Origin of the sequence: Microvirga brassicacearum (genome assembly GCF_008757455.1) — a bacterium.
GTDB classification, from domain to species: Bacteria; Pseudomonadota; Alphaproteobacteria; order Rhizobiales; family Beijerinckiaceae; genus Microvirga; species Microvirga brassicacearum.
In genome coordinates this window covers 171,491-189,392 of the sequence record NZ_VCMV01000003.1, presented here as the reverse complement: position 1 = coordinate 189,392, position 17,902 = coordinate 171,491, and the positions used below count along the sequence as shown (strand labels likewise).

Below are 17,902 nucleotides of genomic sequence, written 5' to 3'. Positions count from 1 at the left end.
TTGTGCGGCTCGTACGTCGCCCTGAACCGGATAACAGAACCATGCAGGTTTCCGACCTCTTCATCCGCCGCCCTGTTTTTGCAGTCGTCGTCAGCCTGTTGCTGATCGTCGGCGGGCTCTCGTCGCTCATCAATCTTCCGGTGCGTGAATATCCGAGCGTCGACCGGCCGGTCGTCTCCGTCTCCACCGTCTATCGCGGCGCATCGAACGAGGTTATCGAGAGTCGCGTAACGGAGATTATTGAAGGGGCCGTCGCGGGCATCGAGGGTATCCGGCAGGTCAATTCACAAAGCCAGAACGACCGGTCGTCTGTCTCGATCGAGTTCGAAGTCAGCCGTGCTCCTGAAGGCGCCACTTCCGACGTGCGCGATGCGGTCTCGCGCGTTATCGGCCGTCTGCCCGATGGCGCCGACACCCCGGTGATCCGCAAGGTCGACGCAAATGCGCAGGCGATCATGTGGGTCGGCATTACTTCGAACAGCCTCGACTCGCTCGAACTCAGCGATTACCTGAAACGCGTCTACGTAGACCGACTCTCGACGGTCCCCGGCGTCGCCAATGTCTATCTGGGTGGTGAGCGGCGTTATGCCATGCGGATCTGGATCGACCGGCCGGCGCTGGCGGCCCGCGGCTTGACCGTTCAGGATGTTGAGAACGCAATCAAACGGCAGAATGTGGAATTGCCTGGTGGGCGCATCGAATCCGCCCAGCGCGAGTTCACCGTCAAGACGGATTCGCGCCTCGCAACGCCGGAAGAATTCCAACAGGTGATCGTCACCAACAAGAACGGCTATCTGGTGCGGCTCGGCGAGGTCGCCCGCGTCGAGGTTGGCGCCGAAGACACCCGGTTCGAATTCTATCAATCCGGCCAGACCGCGATCGGCATGGGCATCGTGCGCCAGTCAACAGCCAATACGTTGTCGGTTGCGGACGCGGTCCGCAAGGAGGTGGAGGCACTCAGACCGTCGCTTCCGCCAGAGACCACCGCCGAAATCCTCTACGACGAGAGTCAGTTCATCCGCGCGTCGATCGACGGCGTGCTGCACACGTTGATCGAGGGTCTGGCTCTCGTCATTCTGGTGATCCTGCTGTTTCTGCGCGACTGGCGTTCGACTATCGTCGCCATGGTTGCGATCCCGGTTTCGGTGATCGCCGCCTTCATGGTGATGTCCTTCTTCAACGCCTCCATCAACGTGCTCACGCTACTGGCCATCGTTCTCGCCATCGGCATCGTGGTGGACGACGCAATCGTGGAGATCGAGAACATCCATCGCCGCATTGAGGAAGGGCAGCCGCCGCTGCTCGCCTCCTTCGACGGTGCGCGCGAGATCGGCTTCGCAGTGATCGCGACCACGGCGACCCTGATGGCGGTATTCATTCCTCTCGCATTCATGACGGGCAATACAGGCAAGCTCTTTCGCGAGTTTGCAATCACGCTGGCGGCCGCCATTTTCTTCTCCGGCGTCGTGGCCCGCACGCTCACGCCGATGCTGTGCTCGAAGCTGATGGTGCCGGCTCATGGCCGCATCCAGCGTATGACGGAGCCGCTCTTCGAGGGCATGAACAACGGTTATCGCTGGCTCCTCTCGCGCGCATTGCGGGCACCGATCATCATTCTCTTCTTCGGCGCAATCGTATCGCTCGCGGCCTATGGCCTGTTTCAATCCCTGCCGAAGGAATTCGCTCCGACAGAGGATCGCGGCGCAATCATCGTGCGCATCCAGGCTCCGGAAGGCGCCAGCCTCGACTACACTCGGAACCGGGTGAAGGAGGTGGAGCGTATCCTTATGCCGCTGCATGAACAGGGCATCGTCTCGTCCATGCTGAGTCAGGTGGCGCCGGGCTTTGCGCGCCCCTCGCCCGTGAACGAAGGTATCGTGATCGTGCGTCTCGTGCCTTGGGAAAACCGTAACATCAAACAGCAGGAACTTGTCCAGCAGCTAACGCCCAAGGTGTCGAACTTCCCGGGAGCGCGCGCTTTTCCGCTTAACCCGCCGTCCTTCGGCGGCGCGGGTGGCTTCGGTCAGCCGATCCAGTTTGTGCTCGGTGGGCCGGATTACGAGACTTTGCGGGGTTGGCGTGACCTCGTTATGCAAAAGGCGCAGGAGACGGGCAAATTCGTCAACATCGACTCCAACTACCGCGAGTCGCAACCGGACATCCGCATCCAGATCGATCGTCAGCGCGCCGCCGATCTCGGCGTATCGGTTGAGGATATCGGCCGCACGCTTGAACTCATGTTCGGGGAGCGCGAGGTCTCCACCTTCGTCAATCGCGGTGACGAATACCCGGTGATCATGCGCGCTCGCGCGGAGGATCGCGCAACGCCCAACGATCTTACCAACACGTTCGTTCGTGCAGCGAACGGTGATCTCATCCCCCTTTCGTCCTTCGTGAGCCTTTCGGAATCAGCAGCGCCGCAGGCACTGAATCGGTTTGACCGTCTACGCTCGATCACGATCCAATCGGCGCTCGCCCCCGGCGTATCTATCGGGGAGGGTCTCGGAGAATTGGAGCAGATTGCGCGCGATAATCTGCCAGCCGAGGCACGGATCGGCTATTCAGGCCAGTCCCGCGATTTCCGCGAATCCTCGAACGCCATCTATGTGACCTTCGGCATGGCGCTGCTCGTCGTCTTCCTGGTGCTGGCGGCGCAGTTCGAGAGCTGGATCAACCCGTTCATCATCATGCTGACGGTCCCGCTTGCGGTCACCGGCGGCCTCGCAGCGCTCGCGCTCACGGGGCAATCGCTCAATATCTACAGTCAGATCGGCATGATCCTGCTGATCGGCCTGATGACCAAGAACGGCATCCTCATCGTCGAGTTCTCGAACCAACTGCGCGAGCGCGGCTACTCGGTCCGCGACGCCGTCATCGAGGCTTCGGTCATGCGCCTTCGCCCCATCCTCATGACGTCGATCGCCATGATCGGCGGCGCGATCCCGCTCGCATGGTCATCCGGCGCAGGTGCTGAATCCCGCAATGCCATCGGCACCGTCATCGTCGGCGGCGTCACGCTCTCGACCCTGCTGACAATCCTCGTGGTGCCGGCGATCTATCTGCTTCTCGGCGGCTACACCAAACCCGCGACCTATGTGGGCGAGATGCTCGACAAGCTGCGGGCGCAGACCGGCTTGCGGCCGCATGGCGAGGCACCGACAAAGGTGCATCCGGCCGAGTAATCGACGATCGCGCTCAGTCGAGCATGTAGCGCGCGCCAACGCGAAATTCGTGCGCGCTCACGTGGCGCGGACGAATTGGCGCGTTCCAGCGGTCGAACCCGCCGCCGTCGAGGCGGCTGTAGCGGTAGCCGAGATCGATCTTGAGATTGGTTGTCAGCTCGAACGCGATACCGCCCATCACCGCCCAGGCAAGCAGCGTTTCTTCGCGCGAGGGCACTATCGGCACGTCGAGGGATGGGCCCACAACGTCAAGGTTGCGACCGCCGAAGCGGGATTGCGCGAGCCCGATGCCGACGCCGAGATAGGGCGTGATGCCGTGCCAGAGCGGCAGATCCACATAGCCGTTGATCAGAAACGTGGTGGCGTCGAACTCGGCGCGATCGAGCGCGTAAACGGTGCCCGTGGAAAAGCGAGTGCCCCGGAATCTCGCCTCGAACCGGTGGTCGACGGTGACGTCCGCGCGAAACCAGGCAGAGAACTGGTAACCGACGCCGACGCCGACGATGCCCGTGCGATCGAGCTTGCCATTGACGAGAGCCGAGAGGCTGTCTGCACCGATATCGCGCGAGCGCCGCGAAATCGTTGGGTCGAGAAGGCCCACATCGCCGCGAAGATACCAGCCGGACCCGATCGCCTCATCGTCGTCATCGAGAATGGGTGCGGGGGGAAGGTCCGCGCCCTGGGCGGACAAGCTGGTGAAGCCGAGGGCAAGGGCTGCCAGGGCAAAAATCGGCAGGCGCAAGACAGCTGCTCCTCGGTGGCGAATCGACAGAGGCCGCTTGCGCGACATCATTCGCCATAACCGTAGAGCGTCGAGGTTAAGTGGCTCTTAACCGTGTTTGGGGCGGCGGAGGAAGCATTGGTTTACCGCTGGTTACCGGGTGGGGTTCACGCCGCGCCCTGGGCCGACGCTCCGGTCGAAACCTGGCTTGCGGCCTTCGTCACCGCATCGACCACGTCGTCCACCACGCTGTTGACGAGATCGCCGTTGTCGCCTTCCGCCATCACGCGGATCACCGGTTCGGTGCCCGACGCACGAATGACGAGGCGGCCATTGGCGCCGAGACGTTCCTTGCCCGCCTCGATCGCCTTGATGACGATGTTTTCGAGCAGCGGCTTGCCCGCCTTGTAGCGCACATTCTTCAGGATCTGCGGCAGGGGCTCGAAGCAATGGCAGACCTCCGAGACCGGCTTGTCGAGCCGCTTGACGACAGCAAGAAGCTGGAGCGCGGCGATCAGACCGTCGCCGGTCGTGGTGTAGTCCGACATGATGATGTGGCCGGATTGCTCGCCGCCGAGGTTGAAGCCGTGGGCGCGCATGTGTTCGAGCACGTAACGGTCGCCAACGGCCGTACGGACGAGGTCGAGCCCGAGGCCGCCGAGGAAGCGCTCGAGGCCGAGATTGGACATGATCGTGGCGACGATGCCGTCCCGCGTGAGGCGGCCATCTTCCTGCCAGGAGCGCGCGACCACGCCCATCAGCTGGTCGCCATCGACCTTCTGGCCCTTCTCGTCGACGATGAGGACGCGGTCGGCGTCGCCGTCGAGGGCGATGCCTACATCGGCGCGCAGCTCCCGCACCTTGCTGATGAGCGCATCCGGCGCAGTCGAGCCGACCTCATGGTTGATGTTGAAGCCGTTGGGCTCGACGCCCACCGACACCACTTCGGCACCAAGTTCCCAAAGGGCCGCCGGCGCGACCTTGTAGCCGGCGCCGTTGGCGCAATCGACGACGACCCGCATGCCTTCCAGGTCGAGTTGGCGTGGCAGGGTGCGCTTGGCAAATTCGATATAGCGCGCATCGGCGCTGTCGATACGCTTGGCGCGGCCCAACGTTGCGGAGCTGGCAAGGCGCTGCGACAGGTCCGAATCCATCAGGGCTTCGATCTCGAGTTCGAGGTCGTCGCTGAGCTTGAAACCGTCCGGCCCGAACAGCTTGATGCCATTGTCTTCGTAAGCGTTGTGCGAGGCGGAAATCATGACGCCGAGATCGCAGCGCATGGAGCGGGTCAGCATGGCGACCGCGGGCGTCGGCATGGGGCCGAGCAGCAACACATCCATGCCGACGGAGGTGAATCCGGCAACGAGCGCATTCTCGATCATGTAGCCGGAGAGCCGCGTATCCTTGCCGATGATGACCCGGTGGCGATAATCACCGCGCAAGAATGCGAGGCCGGCCGCCTGGCCGACACGCAAGGCGAGGTCCGGCGTGATGACGCCGTTGGCCCGTCCGCGAATGCCGTCCGTTCCGAAGTATTTGCGCACGTGTGTGTCTCCGCATTCGGTTGCGCCGCTCAGCGCCGTAAGGTCTCAAAGCAACCCGCAAGATCCGGGTCAAGGCTTCGGCAGCCAATCTGCTCGCTTCGGCAGGCAGTAAGCCATCACAAGTGATAAGCGATTGTTACATCGGCGGGCAATTGCGGCCATGGAGAAAAAGAGATCTTGCTCGTCGCAAGGCAGAACCTGCCAGCCAATAAAAACGCCCGCCTTGTCGGGCGAGCGTTCTTGAAGCTGTCGGTTTTAAGCTTGGCCGATCAAGCCTGCGGTTGCGGCTCCATGCCGCCGCCCGTCTCGCGCGGCTTGCCGCGGCCCGCCGTCGGGACCGCGGAACCGCGTGCGGTCGAGACCGTATCGCCGCTGTCGCGGATCGGCGGCTGCCCGTCGAGCAGGTTCTTGATCTCGTCGCCGCTCAGGGTCTCGTATTCGAGCAGGCCTTTGGCCAGCGCTTCGAGGTCCTGTTCCTTCTCGGTGAGGATGCGGCGCGCGTCGATCAGGCCGTCTTCGACAAGGCGACGGACTTCCGAGTCGATCTTCTGCGCAGTCGATTCGGAAATGTTCTGCTGGCGTCCCATGGACATGCCGAGGAACACTTCCTCTTGGTTCTCGCCGTACGCGACCGTGCCGAGTTCCGGCGAGAAGCCCCAGCGCGTCACCATCATGCGGGCAAGACGGGTCGCCTGCTCGATGTCGGATTGCGCGCCGGACGTGACCTTGTCTTTGCCGAAGATCATTTCCTCGGCGATGCGGCCGCCCATCATGATGGCGAGACGCGACGTCATCTGCTCGTAGCTCATGGACAATTTGTCCCGCTCGGGCAACTGCATGACCATGCCGAGCGCACGTCCGCGCGGGATGATCGTCGCCTTGTGCACCGGATCGGTGGCGGGAACGTTCAGCGCGACGATGGCGTGGCCTGCTTCGTGATAAGCGGTCAGGCGCTTCTCGTCGTCGGTCATCACAAGCGTGCGACGTTCCGCACCCATCATGACCTTGTCCTTGGCGTCCTCGAACTCGCTCATGGTGACGATGCGCTTGCCGCGGCGGGCCGCCAGAAGCGCTGCCTCGTTGACGAGGTTCATCAGGTCGGCGCCGGAGAAGCCGGGCGTGCCGCGGGCGATCACCTTCAGGTCGACGTCGGGCGCCAGCGGCACCTTGCGGACGTGGACACGCAAGATCTTCTCACGACCGACCACATCGGGGTTCGGCACCACGATCTGCCGGTCAAAGCGGCCGGGCCGCATCAACGCCGGATCGAGCACGTCGGGCCGGTTGGTGGCAGCGATGATGATCACGCCCTCATTGGCCTCGAAGCCGTCCATCTCGACCAGGAGCTGGTTGAGGGTCTGCTCGCGCTCGTCGTTGCCGCCGCCGAGGCCGGCGCCGCGATGGCGGCCGACAGCGTCGATTTCGTCGATGAAGATGATGCAGGGTGCGTTCTTCTTGGCCTGGTCGAACATGTCGCGCACCCGGCTTGCGCCGACGCCCACGAACATCTCGACGAAATCCGAACCCGCGATGGTGAAGAACGGAACGTTCGCCTCGCCGGCGACAGCCCGCGCCGTCAGCGTCTTACCGGTACCGGGAGGGCCGACGAGCAGCACGCCGCGGGGAATGCGGCCGCCGAGGCGCTGGAATTTCTGAGGATCGCGCAGGAATTCGACGATCTCCTGCAGGTCTTCCTTGGCCTCGTCGACACCCGCCACATCATCAAACGTGACGCGCCCGTGAGCCTCGGTCAGCAGCTTCGCCTTCGACTTGCCGAAGCCCATAGCCCGACCGGCGCCGTTCTGCATCTGGCGCGACATGAAGACCCAGGCGCCGATGAACAGGGCGATCGGCAGGATGTTCATGAGAAATGCGATGAACCAGGGGGTGCTGTCGGATTGCGGCCGGGCCGTGATCTGAACGCCCTTCTGCTGCAGCTTCGTCACCAGGTTCGGGTCGTTCGGCGCGTAGGACGTGAAGGTGCGCCCGTCCGAATAGGTGCCACTGATCTCCGGACCCGAAATCACCACATTGGTGATGCGACCCGCATCGGCTTCGCTCAGAAGCTGGCTGTAGGCGATATCGCCGCCGCCCCCACGCTGGCCGGGGCTCTGGAAAAGGGTCACGAGCGCCAACACCAGCAGGAAGATGACAACCCACAAGGCGAAGTTGCGGAAATTTGAATTCATTTGATCAGGTTCTGCCCCAGAGGGAGATGATGCGCCAAGGACCACATGTCCCTGCGCGGCTAAACGCTATTGAAACTCAATGTAGGCATGGAGGCTTCCCTTGCCAAGGGAATGCGGCGCCCGTGGGGCGCTATCTCCCCGACAAGGATAAGAGAAATGCCTAACGCCCGCGCCGGCGGGGGGTCTCGGGCGCGATCCTCAACGATCCATCCCGGCCGAGATCGAGAAGCGCCCCCGCGATGGTCATCCGGAGAGCCTGCCGGCGAAGGACAGCGTCGCGCAGCCGTGCGGTGCACGTTTCCAGCCGCTGCAGCCTGCTGTGATCGAGGGCGAGCCCCGCCTGCGAGAGCGATTTCATCAGAACCCTCAAGGCAATCTCGAAAGGCTCGATGCCAAGAACCGCAGCGTCGATCGTCAGTCCGGTGTCGTCCGGAACGGGCTTGGCGCGGAGGAAGGCCTCCCCGGTTTTCAGGTCCAGCGCTTCCTCGGCCTGTCGTACCCGACGCGCCAGTTCGGCGAGGCGTTCGGCCGTCAACCCTTCGGCGGCGAGCACCGGCATCACCTTGCGCCAGCGGACCCGGGTAAACCGATCGTCGGTGTTGGAAGGGTCGGTGACAAAGGGCCACCCCTCTGCTTGGCAGAGATCAAGCAGGGCTGATTTCGGGTAGTCCAGCAGGGGACGGTGGTGGCGGATCCCGTCCCTGTCCCGCTCCGCCCGCATGCCGCCGAGGCCGGCAAGACCGGAACCCTTCGAGATGCGCATGAGGATCGTCTCGGCCTGATCGTCGAGCGTATGGGCGGTGACGAGATGAGACGCGCCGGTTTCGTGGGCGAGGCCGACAAGAAGCGCATACCGTGCGGCGCGGGCGCGTTCCTGCAGCCGGCTTGCGGGTTTCGTGCCGGTCCAGACAAGGGTACGGTGTGCCAGACCCAGCGAACTTGCTTCACCCGCCACGAAAACCGCCTCTTCGGCTGCCTCCGGACGTAGGCCATGATCGATTGTGGCGACAAGAATGGTGCAGGGATCAGATCGTTGGTTCCATCGGGCCAACAGGTGCATCATGGCAATGGAATCGGGCCCACCGGAAACCGCGGCGATAATCGCGGCGGCTTTGTCCAACCCGGAAAAGAGACGATTCAACGTCGGGCCGCTGAATGCGGTGTCGGCCATGTGATGGAAGGGGGGAACGGCTTTTACCGTTCAGGCGCAGCGGGCGCGTTTCTGTTCGCGCTCGGAGCCCTGCCGAATTCCGGGGGACGCCTGCGGATATTTGCGATCCAGTTCGGCAAAGACCGCGCAAGCCCGGTCGCGGGCACCAAGGCCATTCAACGCGACGCCCAGCTTCAAAAGCGCATCGGGCGCTTTCGCGGCGCTCGGGTGTTCGGTCGAGATCGTGAGGAATTGCTCGGCTGCCTCGCGGAAGCGGCTGCGCTGGAGATAGGTCTCGCCGAGCCAGTAGGACGCCTCGGGAACCAGACGATCACGGGGGTTGGATTGCAGAAAACGCCGGAAGCCCATCTCGGCCTGCTCGTATTGCTGCTGGGTCAGGTAGGAATAGGCGAGCTCGTATTCGGCACGCGGGTCGCCCACGCTGGTGGCGGCGACGCTTGGGCTCGGCCGTTCGATGGGAGCACTTCGCGGGGCCGCAATGGAAGCGGGTTGCCGGCCCATCGGGTTGAGATCGAGCGGGGCGCCAAGCTCGGTCTCTTCCTCCTCGATCAGATCACCGATCTCCGCCACCTGTCCGTTCGGAACCGGACGGCCGAGATCCTGTGCGGTGTTCAAGGGAGCCGATGCCGGGGTCGACCCGAGCGGGAGCGGTGCGCCGGGAGCATCCGGAGCGCTTGACGGGTCGAAGACGTCGCTGCGCTTCTGCGGTTGCGTGGGAACCGGGCGCGAAGGCGTGGTGGTCGGTGTGGATTTCGACCCGCCGCGACCCTCCTGGAACCGGAATTCCACGTCTTCCTGGAACTTCCGCACCTGTTCTTTGAGCTGCCGGTTCTCGTGCTGCAATTGTTCGAGCTGCCCCGACATCTGCCGGAACTGGCCTTCGAGGCGGTTGAGGCGAACAATGGCCTCGGCGGCGTCCTGCGCAAATGCAGGGGCGGCCAATGCAGCCATAAAGGCAAAAGTGGCGATCAGGCGACGAAGCATGTGGGATCCTGTGTAGGTCCTAAAGCCGTGCCGATAACACATAAGCGCCGTCACGGCGACATTGAGGCGGAGTTCCTTATATGAATTCCGCGAAAAGCGAGGCAAGACCGGCCGCTATGGCCGGTCCTGCAAAGGTTACGTTCAGGCTCCGGCGCCCGCATCCAGCACCGTCACGGCACGGCGATTCTGCGACCAGCAGGAGATGTCGTTGCAAACCGCGACGGGACGCTCTTTCCCGTAGGAGACGACGCGGAAGCGGGAAGCCTGGATGCCGCGCGAGGTCAGGTAATCCCGCACGTTCTGCGCCCGGCGGGCGCTGAGCGAGAAGTTGTATTCGCGGGTGCCGCGCTCGTCCGCGTGTCCCTCGATCAGGAACGTGTAGCTCGGATAGCGGGAGAGCCACTGCGCCTGCTTGTCCAGGGTGGCGATGGCAGTGGGGGTGAGGTCGGTCTGGTCCGTCTCGAAGAACACCCGGTCGCCGACATTCACGACGAAATCCTGAGCACTGCCAGGCGTCGCCGCACCGGCTCCGAAACCTCCGGCTCCGCCGGCCATCCCATCTTTGTTGGACGAACACGCCGCCGCCCCGAGGGCGAGGACAATGGCAGCGGCGAACTTGACGGCGCGCAACGTCATCATGGCAATACTCCTTACACAAATACATACGTCTGCCGAACGTTGTGTCGTGTATAGCTGTCGATCGTTAAGGGAGGGTTCCGTCAACCTTGATGGAAGGTTGACGAGCAAGGTGAATCGGCGACTCGTCCTGAAAGTTGAGCTTAGGGTTAATCGAGAGTGAATGCGGCAAAGAGGTGGCGATACGGCCACGCTTGTTTGGCGATCCGCGAAGACCCCCCATATTGGGAAGGGAATACAGGTTCGCGCGTTGTGAGGTCATGAACACGCCCCTCCCCCCAATTGCAAAGACCCGTAATCTCGCCCTGCCCGGAGAGTCACGCATTGAACGGGCGTTCGCACGCATTGCCGACAGCGACCTGCGGACCGGCAACGCCGTCGCACTCCTCAAGGATGCAGGCGAGAACTATCCGGCCTGGCTCGCGGCCATCCATTCCGCGACGCGCGTCGTGCATTTCGAGAACTTCATCATCGCCGACGACGACACCGGCCGCGCCTTCGGCGAAGCGCTGATGGAGCGCGCGCGTGCCGGGGTCACCGTGCGTGTGCTCTACGACTGGCTCGGCACGTCCTGGCGCGCCCTGCCGTCGTTCTGGAACCGCCTCCGGAAGGCGGGCGTCGAGGTGCGCGTTTCCAATCCGCCGCGGCTTACCGACCCGTTCTGGATCCGCCGCAACCACCGCAAGGTCATCACCGTCGACGGAAGCCGGGGCTTTGTCGCCGGCCTCTGCATCTCCAATAGCTGGCGCGGCAGCGACATTGCCGAACCCTGGCGCGATACCGGCCTGTCGATCGAAGGGCCTGTGGTGGCTGATCTCGACGCCGCGTTTGCGGAGAGCTGGGCGCGGGCGGGCGATCCCATCGACCGCGGCGAATTTCTGAACCCGCAGGGCATCCCGCCTGCCGGAGATGTGGCGGCACGCGTGATCTGCGGCGAGCCCGGCATGTTCCGCACCTACCGCTTCGACCAGTTCATCGCCTCGATGGCGCAACGGAATCTGTGGCTGACGGATGCGTATTTCGTCGCCACCACCTCCTACGTTCAGGCGCTGGGCGAGGCGGCCCGCGACGGCGTGGATGTGCGGTTGCTGGTGCCGGGGTCGAGCGACGTTCCGGTGCTCCAGCCCATCGTGCGCGCCGGCTACCGCTCGCTCATCGAGGCCGGCATCCGGGTCTTCGAGTGGAACGGCTCGATGATGCACGCCAAGACCGCCGTGGCGGACGGCCGCTGGGCGCGCGTCGGTTCGACCAACCTTAATGTGGCAAGCTGGGCGACCAATTGGGAGCTCGACGTCGCCGTCGAGGATACGGGCATCGCCGAGGCCATGGAGGCCATGTACCTGGAGGACCTTGCCAACGCGACCGAGATTGTCCCCGGCACGCTCACGCGCCGGCGTCAGGCCACCAACATGCGGTCGCGCAGATTGGGCAGCCGTCTCAAGCGCGGCGGCGTCCGCCGGCTCGCCGCCGGCGCTCTCGCGCTGAGCAATTCCGTCGGCAAGACCATGGGTTCGCGCTCGCTGACCGCAACCGAGGCCAGCAGCATCGCGATTATCGGACTGGCCCTGCTGGCGCTGGCGATCGTCCTGATCCTGTTTCCCGCGCTCATCGTTGCGCCCATTGTGATCGCCCTCGTCTGGCTCGGGATGGCCCTGCTGATTCGATCATTTCGCCTCAAGAGACGGGTCCAGTTGCGTCACCGAAAGCTCAAGCTCAGGCGCAGGATCAACAAGGAAAAGATGGCGGAACGGAAGGATGGGGCTGTTTCCGCAGGGGAATAAACAGAAATTCACTGTCAAGGTGTTGGGTAGGATGTATACTTTTTCCTAAGGACAGGTGCGAAACACGCCGCCGGGTCCCTCACAGGAGATCAACATGGCAACCGGGACTTCAGATACTTTTCCGACCTTGGATCGCGCCCATGCGATGAGCATGCTTCTCGCCCAGAACTGGTGGGCGGTGGCGCTGCGGGGCGTCTTTGCCATCGTTTTCGGGTTGATCGCGCTGTTCATGCCGGGCGTCACGATGCTGTCGCTCGTGCTGTTCTTCTCGGCCTACATGCTCGTCGACGGTGTTTTCAGCATCGTGTCGGCCGTCAGGGCGGCGTCCAATCACCAGCGTTGGGGGCTTCTGGTGCTCGAGGGCATCGTCGACATCGCCGTGGGTGTCATCGCGTTTGCGTGGCCGGGCCTGACGGTGATCTTCTTCGTGACCCTGGTGGCGGTCTGGTCACTGATCACGGGCGTTCTGGAGATCGTCGCCGCGTTCAAGCTGAACCCGGCCTTTGGCCGCGGCTGGCTGATCTTCAGCGGCATCGTGTCGGTGCTGTTCGGCATCGCACTTCTGGTCGGGCCGCTGGTCGGCGCGGTCGTCCTCACGTGGTGGATCGGCGCCTATGCGTTGGTCTTCGGCATCACCCTGCTGGCGCTCGCCTTCAAGCTCAAGAGCCGCAAGGACAACCCACCGATCCCGGCGGCTGGCCAGCGCGCCTGAATCGGGCCAAAACCCGAACGGGGATGCCTCACGACACCCCGTTCGGGACTATCGATCTCTTATCCCCGGTTCTCGCTGAGCAGCGGGGACCAGGTCGGGTCCGAGGCGAATGATGGCGTTTGGATCGGCTGCTCGACCCGGCCGGTGATATCCACCATGTAGAGCTTGCCCCCCGATTGCCCGCCGGGATCGCGGAAGAACAGGATGTACTGGCCGTTGGGCGCCCAGGTCGGGCTCTCGTTGTGGAAGCCCTCGGTGAGAATACGCTCACCCGATCCGTCCGGCTTCATGATGCCGATGGAGAAGCCCCCGGCCCGGCGCTTCGTGAACGCAATGTAATCGCCCCGCGGGGACCATGCGGGCTGCGAATACGAACCGTCGCCGAACGAGATCCGGCGCTGGTTCGAGCCGTCCGCCGCCATGGCGTAGACCTGTTGCTGGCCGCCACGATCGCTCTCGAACACGATCTCCTTCCCGTCGGGCGAGAAGGACGGTGATGTATCGATCGCCGCCGTCGAGGTGAGCCGCGTGGTGGCGCGCGAATTCAGGTCCATCATGAAGATGTTGGCGTTGCCGCCCTGCTGCAGGCTCATGACGATCCGTCGACCATCGGGCGAGAAGCGCGGCGACGAGGTCATGTCGGGGAAGTTGCCCACCACCTGACGCGCGCCGGTCTCCAGATTGATCACCTGAACGCGCGGCTGCTGGCCATCGGCCTGCGACATGTAGGTGATGTCCTGGGTCGCGGGCGAATAGCGCGGCGTCACCACCAGATTGTCGCCTTGCGTCAGGAAGCGCACATTGGCGCCGTCCTGGTCCATGATGGCGAGCCGCTTGCGGCGGTTTTCCTTGGGACCGGATTCATCCACGAACACCATGCGCGTGTCGAAGAAGCCGCCGAACCCTGTGATCTTGGTGTAGACCGCATCCGAAATAATGTGGCCGATGCGACGCCAGAAATTCGGATCGGTCGCGTATTGCTGCCCCGTCAGCTGCTGGCCCGTCTCCACGTCCCACAGGCGGAATTCTGCCTTGAGCCGACCGGACGGGTCGCGCGTGACGCGGCCGGTGACGAGGGCCTGCGCGCCCGCAAGCTTCCATGCCTCGAAACGCGGCGCGGCATCGAAGGCGGGCCGTTCCGGAAACCGCGATTTGTCGAGCGGCGTGAAATAGCCCGAGCGCTGCAGGTTCTTGGCGATGATGCCCGACACCTGCTGCCCGAGATCCCCCTCACCCTGGAAATCCGCGATGGCGATCGGCATGGGTTGGAACTGGCTGCCGGGGCTGATGCGGAGCTGGAGTTGCGCCTGCGAAGGAATCGTCGAGACAACAAGCGCGAAGAGGAAGCAGAACGCCGTGAAGATGACGCGATCGATAGAGCGAACTGACATGGCTTTGGTGATTTCCATCCTGGACACGAGCGGTATTGAAGGGCCTAAACGGAAGGGGGCTCGAAGTGCATATTCCAATGCTTCCACGAGCTGTAATAAGGCGCGAATTTGGCCGGAATATTATAAGGCGCGCAGCGTCTCAATGCGCGCAAGGCCGCGTCCGCAACGGCACGGTCGAGGCTGGACGAACCGGCTTTGAGGACGCGCGGCTCCGCCGCTAACGTGCCGTCGGTATTGAATTTCACTTCCAGCACGGGAATCTCGGAGGTTGTCATCGCGCCGGGAGGAGGGTTGTAGCACTTTGTGATCTGCTCCTTGAGAAGTCCGCCGAGCGCATCTTCCATGCTCGGAGACAGCTTCGCCGCGTTCCCGGTCTGCGTCCCGAGTGAGGCGGTCTTCTGCACTTCGGTCCCGGTCGCGCCGGTCGATTGGTGCTTCTCTTTGTTTTGCAACAGTTGTTTGATATCGCCGAAATCGAGTTTCTTCGCCGCTTCGGCTTCCTTGCGGGCCTTGGCCTCGGCTTCGGTTTTGGCTTTTGCTTCCGCGACCTTCTTGGCTTCCGCGTCGGCCTTTGCCTTCGCGTCGGCCTCGGCTTTCAGCTTTGCCTTTGCGTCCGCCTCAGCCTTCGCCTGCGCATCGGCTTCCGCTTTCGCCTTGGCCTCGGCAACTTTCTGGGCCACCGCTTCCGCCTCGGCTTTCTCGATCAGCTTCTTTTCTTCCTCGGCCTGCGTGTCGACCTTCGTCTCGGCCGGCTTTGCGGGTGGCGGAGGAGCAGGCGGTTGGGCAGCGACCGGCTCTTCCTTGTCGGCGACCTTCATTTCCTCGGGGCGCTTCGGCGGTGCGGGCGCATCGCGCTTGTCCTCGCCGGGATCACGCTGCTCGATCTTTTCCGCTACGCGGTCGGCGCGGGGCTTCGGCGTCGCCTGGACTTCCTTGGCGGTCTTCTCGCCCTTGGTGATCTGCGAAAACTGGTTGTCGGTGATGATTTCGACCGGGATCCCTTCCTGCGCGTCGGGGAATTCGGCGACGGTCGACAGCGTCAGCATCGCGGCGCCGAGGATCACCACGTGCGACACGCCCGAGACCCAGAAGCCCGGTTCCGAAGGGTTGAATTTCAGCCGCAACGCCACGCTTTCGATCCTCGCCCTATTCTGCCTAGCGCTGGTCAGGTTCGGTCACGAGCGCAACGCGGCTGTAACCGGCACCTGTGACGATCGACATGATCTGCGCGACCCGCCCGTAATCAACCTTCTTGTCGGCCCGGAAAAAAATGCGCTCTTCGAAGCCCTTTTTCGAGACCTCGGAAAGCTTGCCAAGAATGGTCTGGTCAGTGACTTCGGCATCGCCCATGAAGACCTGACCGCTCGCCCTGATCGAAAGCGTCACCGGTTTCGCGTCCATGTTCAGCGGCGCGGCCTTGGTCTGGGGCAGATCGAGCGGAACACCCGTGCTCATCATCGGTGCTGCCACCATGAAGATGATGAGCAACACCAGCATGACGTCGATGAACGGCGTCATGTTGATTTCGTTGATCGCCCCGCCGCGACGCGCGCGCCTGCGGCGTCGCGAGTTGCCTCCTGCCGAACCTGCCATGGCCATCGTCAATCTCCCTTTACGCTGCGTGCGCGATGCGCTCGTCGATCTGACGCGAGAGAATGGCGGAGAATTCGTCGGCAAAGCCTTCGAGCCGCGATTGCAGCTTGCCGACTTCCGATTGCAGCTTGTTGTAGGCGATGACCGCCGGAATGGCCGCGAACAGGCCGATGGCGGTGGCAAACAACGCCTCGGCGATGCCGGGCGCCACGACCGCAAGGCTCGTGTTGCTGGAGGCGGCAATCGACGTGAACGAATTCATGATGCCGATCACAGTGCCGAACAGGCCGATATACGGGCCGGCCGAGCCAATGGAGGCGAGGATCATCAGCTTGGAATCGAGCCGTTCGACCTCGCGCTGGATGGTCACGTCGAGCACCTTGTCGATGCGCTGCCCGAGGCTCTGGAACGTCCGGCTCGATCCCTCGAACGAGCGCTTCCATTCGCGCATGGCGGCGACGAACACGGCGGACAGGCCCGTCGCAGGCCGGTTCTGAAGCGAGCGATAGAGTTCCTCGAGCGATTGACCCGACCAGAACACCTCCTCGAAGCGGTCCATCGCCCGCTTCGTGCGCGAATAGAGCAGCGTCTTGTCGACGATGACGGCCCAGGACCAGATCGACGCGCCGAGCAACCCCACCATCACCAGCTTGACGGTGAAATGCGCTTGCCAGAACAGGCTGAACAGGGACAAGTCGTGTACCGCAGGAGCAGCCTGGGCAACATCAACCGGATTCATGGGCAAGACCTCGCGCTTCGGGTGGTCCCGAGGGCGGGATCCACGGCGTTCTTAAAAGTTGTCGCATGACCCTGACGGCGAAGGGGCAGCCCCATCGCCGGACCATGATCGAGGAGAGAATTTTTCCGCGTACCCTCGCTCGTTCGCGCTACAATCTGTCAAAAGTATGGGCGCGCCCGGGGGCCTTGCAGATACGCTCCCTCTGTTACCTGTTAGGCACAGAGTAAGGTTAAGGCTTGGTTTATGGGCGGCGCCCGGAAGGCCGCATCACCTGCAGTTGATCGATTTCGCAGTTGATCGATTTCGGCCGGTCAGGAGCGTTGGCCCGCCGCCCGGGCCTCGTCCAGCACCCAGTTCCGAAACTCGACGATCGACGGCCTATCGGCGGTCGTCTCCGGGCACACCACGTAATACTGATAAACGCCCTTGACCTCGTGCGGGAATGGCCGCGCGAGGCGGCCGGCATCGAGATAATCGCCGATCAGGACATTGGTGGCGAGCGCGACGCCTTGACCGGAGGCCGCCGCCTGCAGGCTCAGATAGGTGTGCGGGAAAGACGGCCCGCGAGACGTGTCGATGCCCTCGACTCCGATCGCGGCAAGCCACTTGTCCCAAGTGATATAGTCCGGAATGGTGTCGACGATCTCATGCAGCAGCGTGTGGTAGCGCAGATCGGCGGGCTCTTTGAGCGGATGAACCGGATCGTTGACGAGGGCCGCGCTGCACACGGCAAAGAACGTCTCCTCCATCAGCAGATCGGTTCGCAGGCCGGGATAGAAGCCCCGACCCATCCGAATCGCCACATCCACATCCTCACGGGCGAAATCGGTGCGGCCCTGTCCGACCGAGATACGCACATCGAGGTCGGGATGCCGCTCCCGCAGAGAACCCAAACGCGGAATGAGCCATCCGGAGGCGAAGCTCGGCACGGTGGCGACGGTCAAGGTGCGTGAGGCCTCGGGTTTCAGCGCCCGCGCCGTCGCCTCGTCGAGCCGGTCGAGCACTTCGGAGATCGCGGCGGCGTAGCGCTCGCCGACAACGGTCAGCGCCACGCCCTTGCTCGGCAGACGCACGAAAAGGGGGAGCCCCAGCCACGCCTCCAGCGACTTCACCTGCTGGCCGACCGCGCTCGCCGTGACGGCAAGCTCGTCCCCCGCCCGCTCGAAGTTGAGGTGACGGGACGCCGCCTCGAAAGCGCGCAAGGATTTGAGGGGCGGGAGACGGCGACGGGACATGATCTGACCAAGATTTGCTTGGGC

General features: G+C 63.4%; 14 protein-coding genes. 3 read left to right on the top strand and 11 right to left on the bottom strand.

Annotated elements, in window-relative coordinates:
- The first annotated feature begins 41 nt into the window (after positions 1 to 41).
- Positions 42 to 3,182 carry an efflux RND transporter permease subunit gene (locus tag FEZ63_RS02475; RefSeq protein ID WP_150942050.1) on the top strand — a complete coding sequence of 1,047 codons (3,141 nt, stop codon included), beginning with the start codon at positions 42 to 44 and terminating at the stop codon, positions 3,180 to 3,182.
- A 13-nt stretch (positions 3,183 to 3,195) separates the two neighbouring features.
- Here the strand turns inward: FEZ63_RS02475 and FEZ63_RS02470 are convergent, their stop codons facing one another.
- The 6 genes from FEZ63_RS02470 to pal all read right to left on the bottom strand — a co-directional run bounded on the left by FEZ63_RS02470 (position 3,196) and on the right by pal (position 10,430).
- A complete protein-coding gene (locus FEZ63_RS02470) occupies positions 3,196 to 3,924 on the bottom strand; it encodes an outer membrane protein (RefSeq protein WP_162419648.1) in 729 nt (242 codons plus the stop codon).
- 146 nt (positions 3,925 to 4,070) lie between these two features.
- On the bottom strand, positions 4,071 to 5,447 hold the full coding sequence (gene glmM / locus FEZ63_RS02465; protein ID WP_150942048.1) for a phosphoglucosamine mutase: 1,377 nt from the start codon (positions 5,445 to 5,447) through the stop codon (positions 4,071 to 4,073).
- Positions 5,448 to 5,716: 269 nt separating this feature from the next.
- Positions 5,717 to 7,636, bottom strand: a complete 1,920-nt coding sequence (ftsH, locus tag FEZ63_RS02460) for an ATP-dependent zinc metalloprotease FtsH (protein WP_150942047.1) — start codon at positions 7,634 to 7,636, stop codon at positions 5,717 to 5,719.
- A gap of 160 nt (positions 7,637 to 7,796) precedes the next feature.
- The gene (gene tilS, locus FEZ63_RS02455; protein ID WP_244622602.1) at positions 7,797 to 8,777 is read right to left on the bottom strand and encodes a tRNA lysidine(34) synthetase TilS; all 981 of its coding nucleotides are present in this window, start codon (positions 8,775 to 8,777) and stop codon (positions 7,797 to 7,799) included.
- Positions 8,778 to 8,837: 60 nt separating this feature from the next.
- On the bottom strand, positions 8,838 to 9,791 hold the full coding sequence (gene ybgF, locus FEZ63_RS02450; RefSeq protein ID WP_150942045.1) for a tol-pal system protein YbgF: 954 nt from the start codon (positions 9,789 to 9,791) through the stop codon (positions 8,838 to 8,840).
- A 141-nt stretch (positions 9,792 to 9,932) separates the two neighbouring features.
- Positions 9,933 to 10,430, bottom strand: coding sequence for a peptidoglycan-associated lipoprotein Pal (pal, locus tag FEZ63_RS02445; RefSeq protein ID WP_150942044.1), 498 nt, complete (start codon positions 10,428 to 10,430; stop codon positions 9,933 to 9,935).
- 425 nt (positions 10,431 to 10,855) lie between these two features.
- Between pal and FEZ63_RS02440 the strand changes: the two genes are divergently transcribed.
- Both FEZ63_RS02440 and FEZ63_RS02435 read left to right on the top strand, forming a co-directional pair.
- Entirely contained in the window at positions 10,856 to 12,208 is a 1,353-nt protein-coding gene (locus tag FEZ63_RS02440) for a phospholipase D-like domain-containing protein (protein ID WP_476738959.1), read from the top strand.
- 94 nt (positions 12,209 to 12,302) lie between these two features.
- Positions 12,303 to 12,920, top strand: a complete 618-nt coding sequence (locus FEZ63_RS02435; RefSeq protein WP_150942042.1) for an HdeD family acid-resistance protein — start codon at positions 12,303 to 12,305, stop codon at positions 12,918 to 12,920.
- A gap of 59 nt (positions 12,921 to 12,979) precedes the next feature.
- Here the strand turns inward: FEZ63_RS02435 and tolB are convergent, their stop codons facing one another.
- From tolB to gcvA, 5 genes are all read right to left on the bottom strand, one after another.
- Positions 12,980 to 14,311 carry a Tol-Pal system beta propeller repeat protein TolB gene (gene tolB, locus FEZ63_RS02430; RefSeq protein ID WP_244622601.1) on the bottom strand — a complete coding sequence of 444 codons (1,332 nt, stop codon included), beginning with the start codon at positions 14,309 to 14,311 and terminating at the stop codon, positions 12,980 to 12,982.
- Positions 14,312 to 14,355: 44 nt separating this feature from the next.
- On the bottom strand, positions 14,356 to 15,441 hold the full coding sequence (tolA, locus tag FEZ63_RS02425; protein ID WP_338042191.1) for a cell envelope integrity protein TolA: 1,086 nt from the start codon (positions 15,439 to 15,441) through the stop codon (positions 14,356 to 14,358).
- Positions 15,442 to 15,466: 25 nt separating this feature from the next.
- Positions 15,467 to 15,910: an ExbD/TolR family protein gene (locus FEZ63_RS02420; protein WP_150942040.1), complete on the bottom strand. Its 444-nt coding sequence runs from the start codon at positions 15,908 to 15,910 to the stop codon at positions 15,467 to 15,469.
- A 13-nt stretch (positions 15,911 to 15,923) separates the two neighbouring features.
- Positions 15,924 to 16,643 (bottom strand): protein TolQ, encoded by a 720-nt coding sequence (tolQ, locus tag FEZ63_RS02415; protein WP_150942039.1) that lies wholly within the window; start codon positions 16,641 to 16,643, stop codon positions 15,924 to 15,926.
- A 311-nt stretch (positions 16,644 to 16,954) separates the two neighbouring features.
- The gene (gene gcvA, locus FEZ63_RS02410) at positions 16,955 to 17,878 is read right to left on the bottom strand and encodes a transcriptional regulator GcvA (protein WP_150942038.1); all 924 of its coding nucleotides are present in this window, start codon (positions 17,876 to 17,878) and stop codon (positions 16,955 to 16,957) included.
- Positions 17,879 to 17,902 lie beyond the last annotated feature (24 nt).

Excerpts from the sequence above, each read along its gene's own strand:
- FEZ63_RS02475 (WP_150942050.1), top strand. The coding sequence starts at position 42 with ATGCAGGTTTCCGACCTCTTCATCCGCCGCCCTGTTTTTGCAGTCGTC.
- ftsH (WP_150942047.1), bottom strand. The coding sequence starts at position 7,636 with ATGAATTCAAATTTCCGCAACTTCGCCTTGTGGGTTGTCATCTTCCTG.
- ybgF (WP_150942045.1), bottom strand. The coding sequence starts at position 9,791 with ATGCTTCGTCGCCTGATCGCCACTTTTGCCTTTATGGCTGCATTGGCC.
- pal (WP_150942044.1), bottom strand. The coding sequence starts at position 10,430 with ATGATGACGTTGCGCGCCGTCAAGTTCGCCGCTGCCATTGTCCTCGCC.
- FEZ63_RS02435 (WP_150942042.1), top strand. The coding sequence starts at position 12,303 with ATGGCAACCGGGACTTCAGATACTTTTCCGACCTTGGATCGCGCCCAT.
- tolB (WP_244622601.1), bottom strand. The coding sequence starts at position 14,311 with ATGTCAGTTCGCTCTATCGATCGCGTCATCTTCACGGCGTTCTGCTTC.
- FEZ63_RS02420 (WP_150942040.1), bottom strand. The coding sequence starts at position 15,910 with ATGGCCATGGCAGGTTCGGCAGGAGGCAACTCGCGACGCCGCAGGCGC.
- tolQ (WP_150942039.1), bottom strand. The coding sequence starts at position 16,643 with ATGAATCCGGTTGATGTTGCCCAGGCTGCTCCTGCGGTACACGACTTG.
- gcvA (WP_150942038.1), bottom strand. The coding sequence starts at position 17,878 with ATGTCCCGTCGCCGTCTCCCGCCCCTCAAATCCTTGCGCGCTTTCGAG.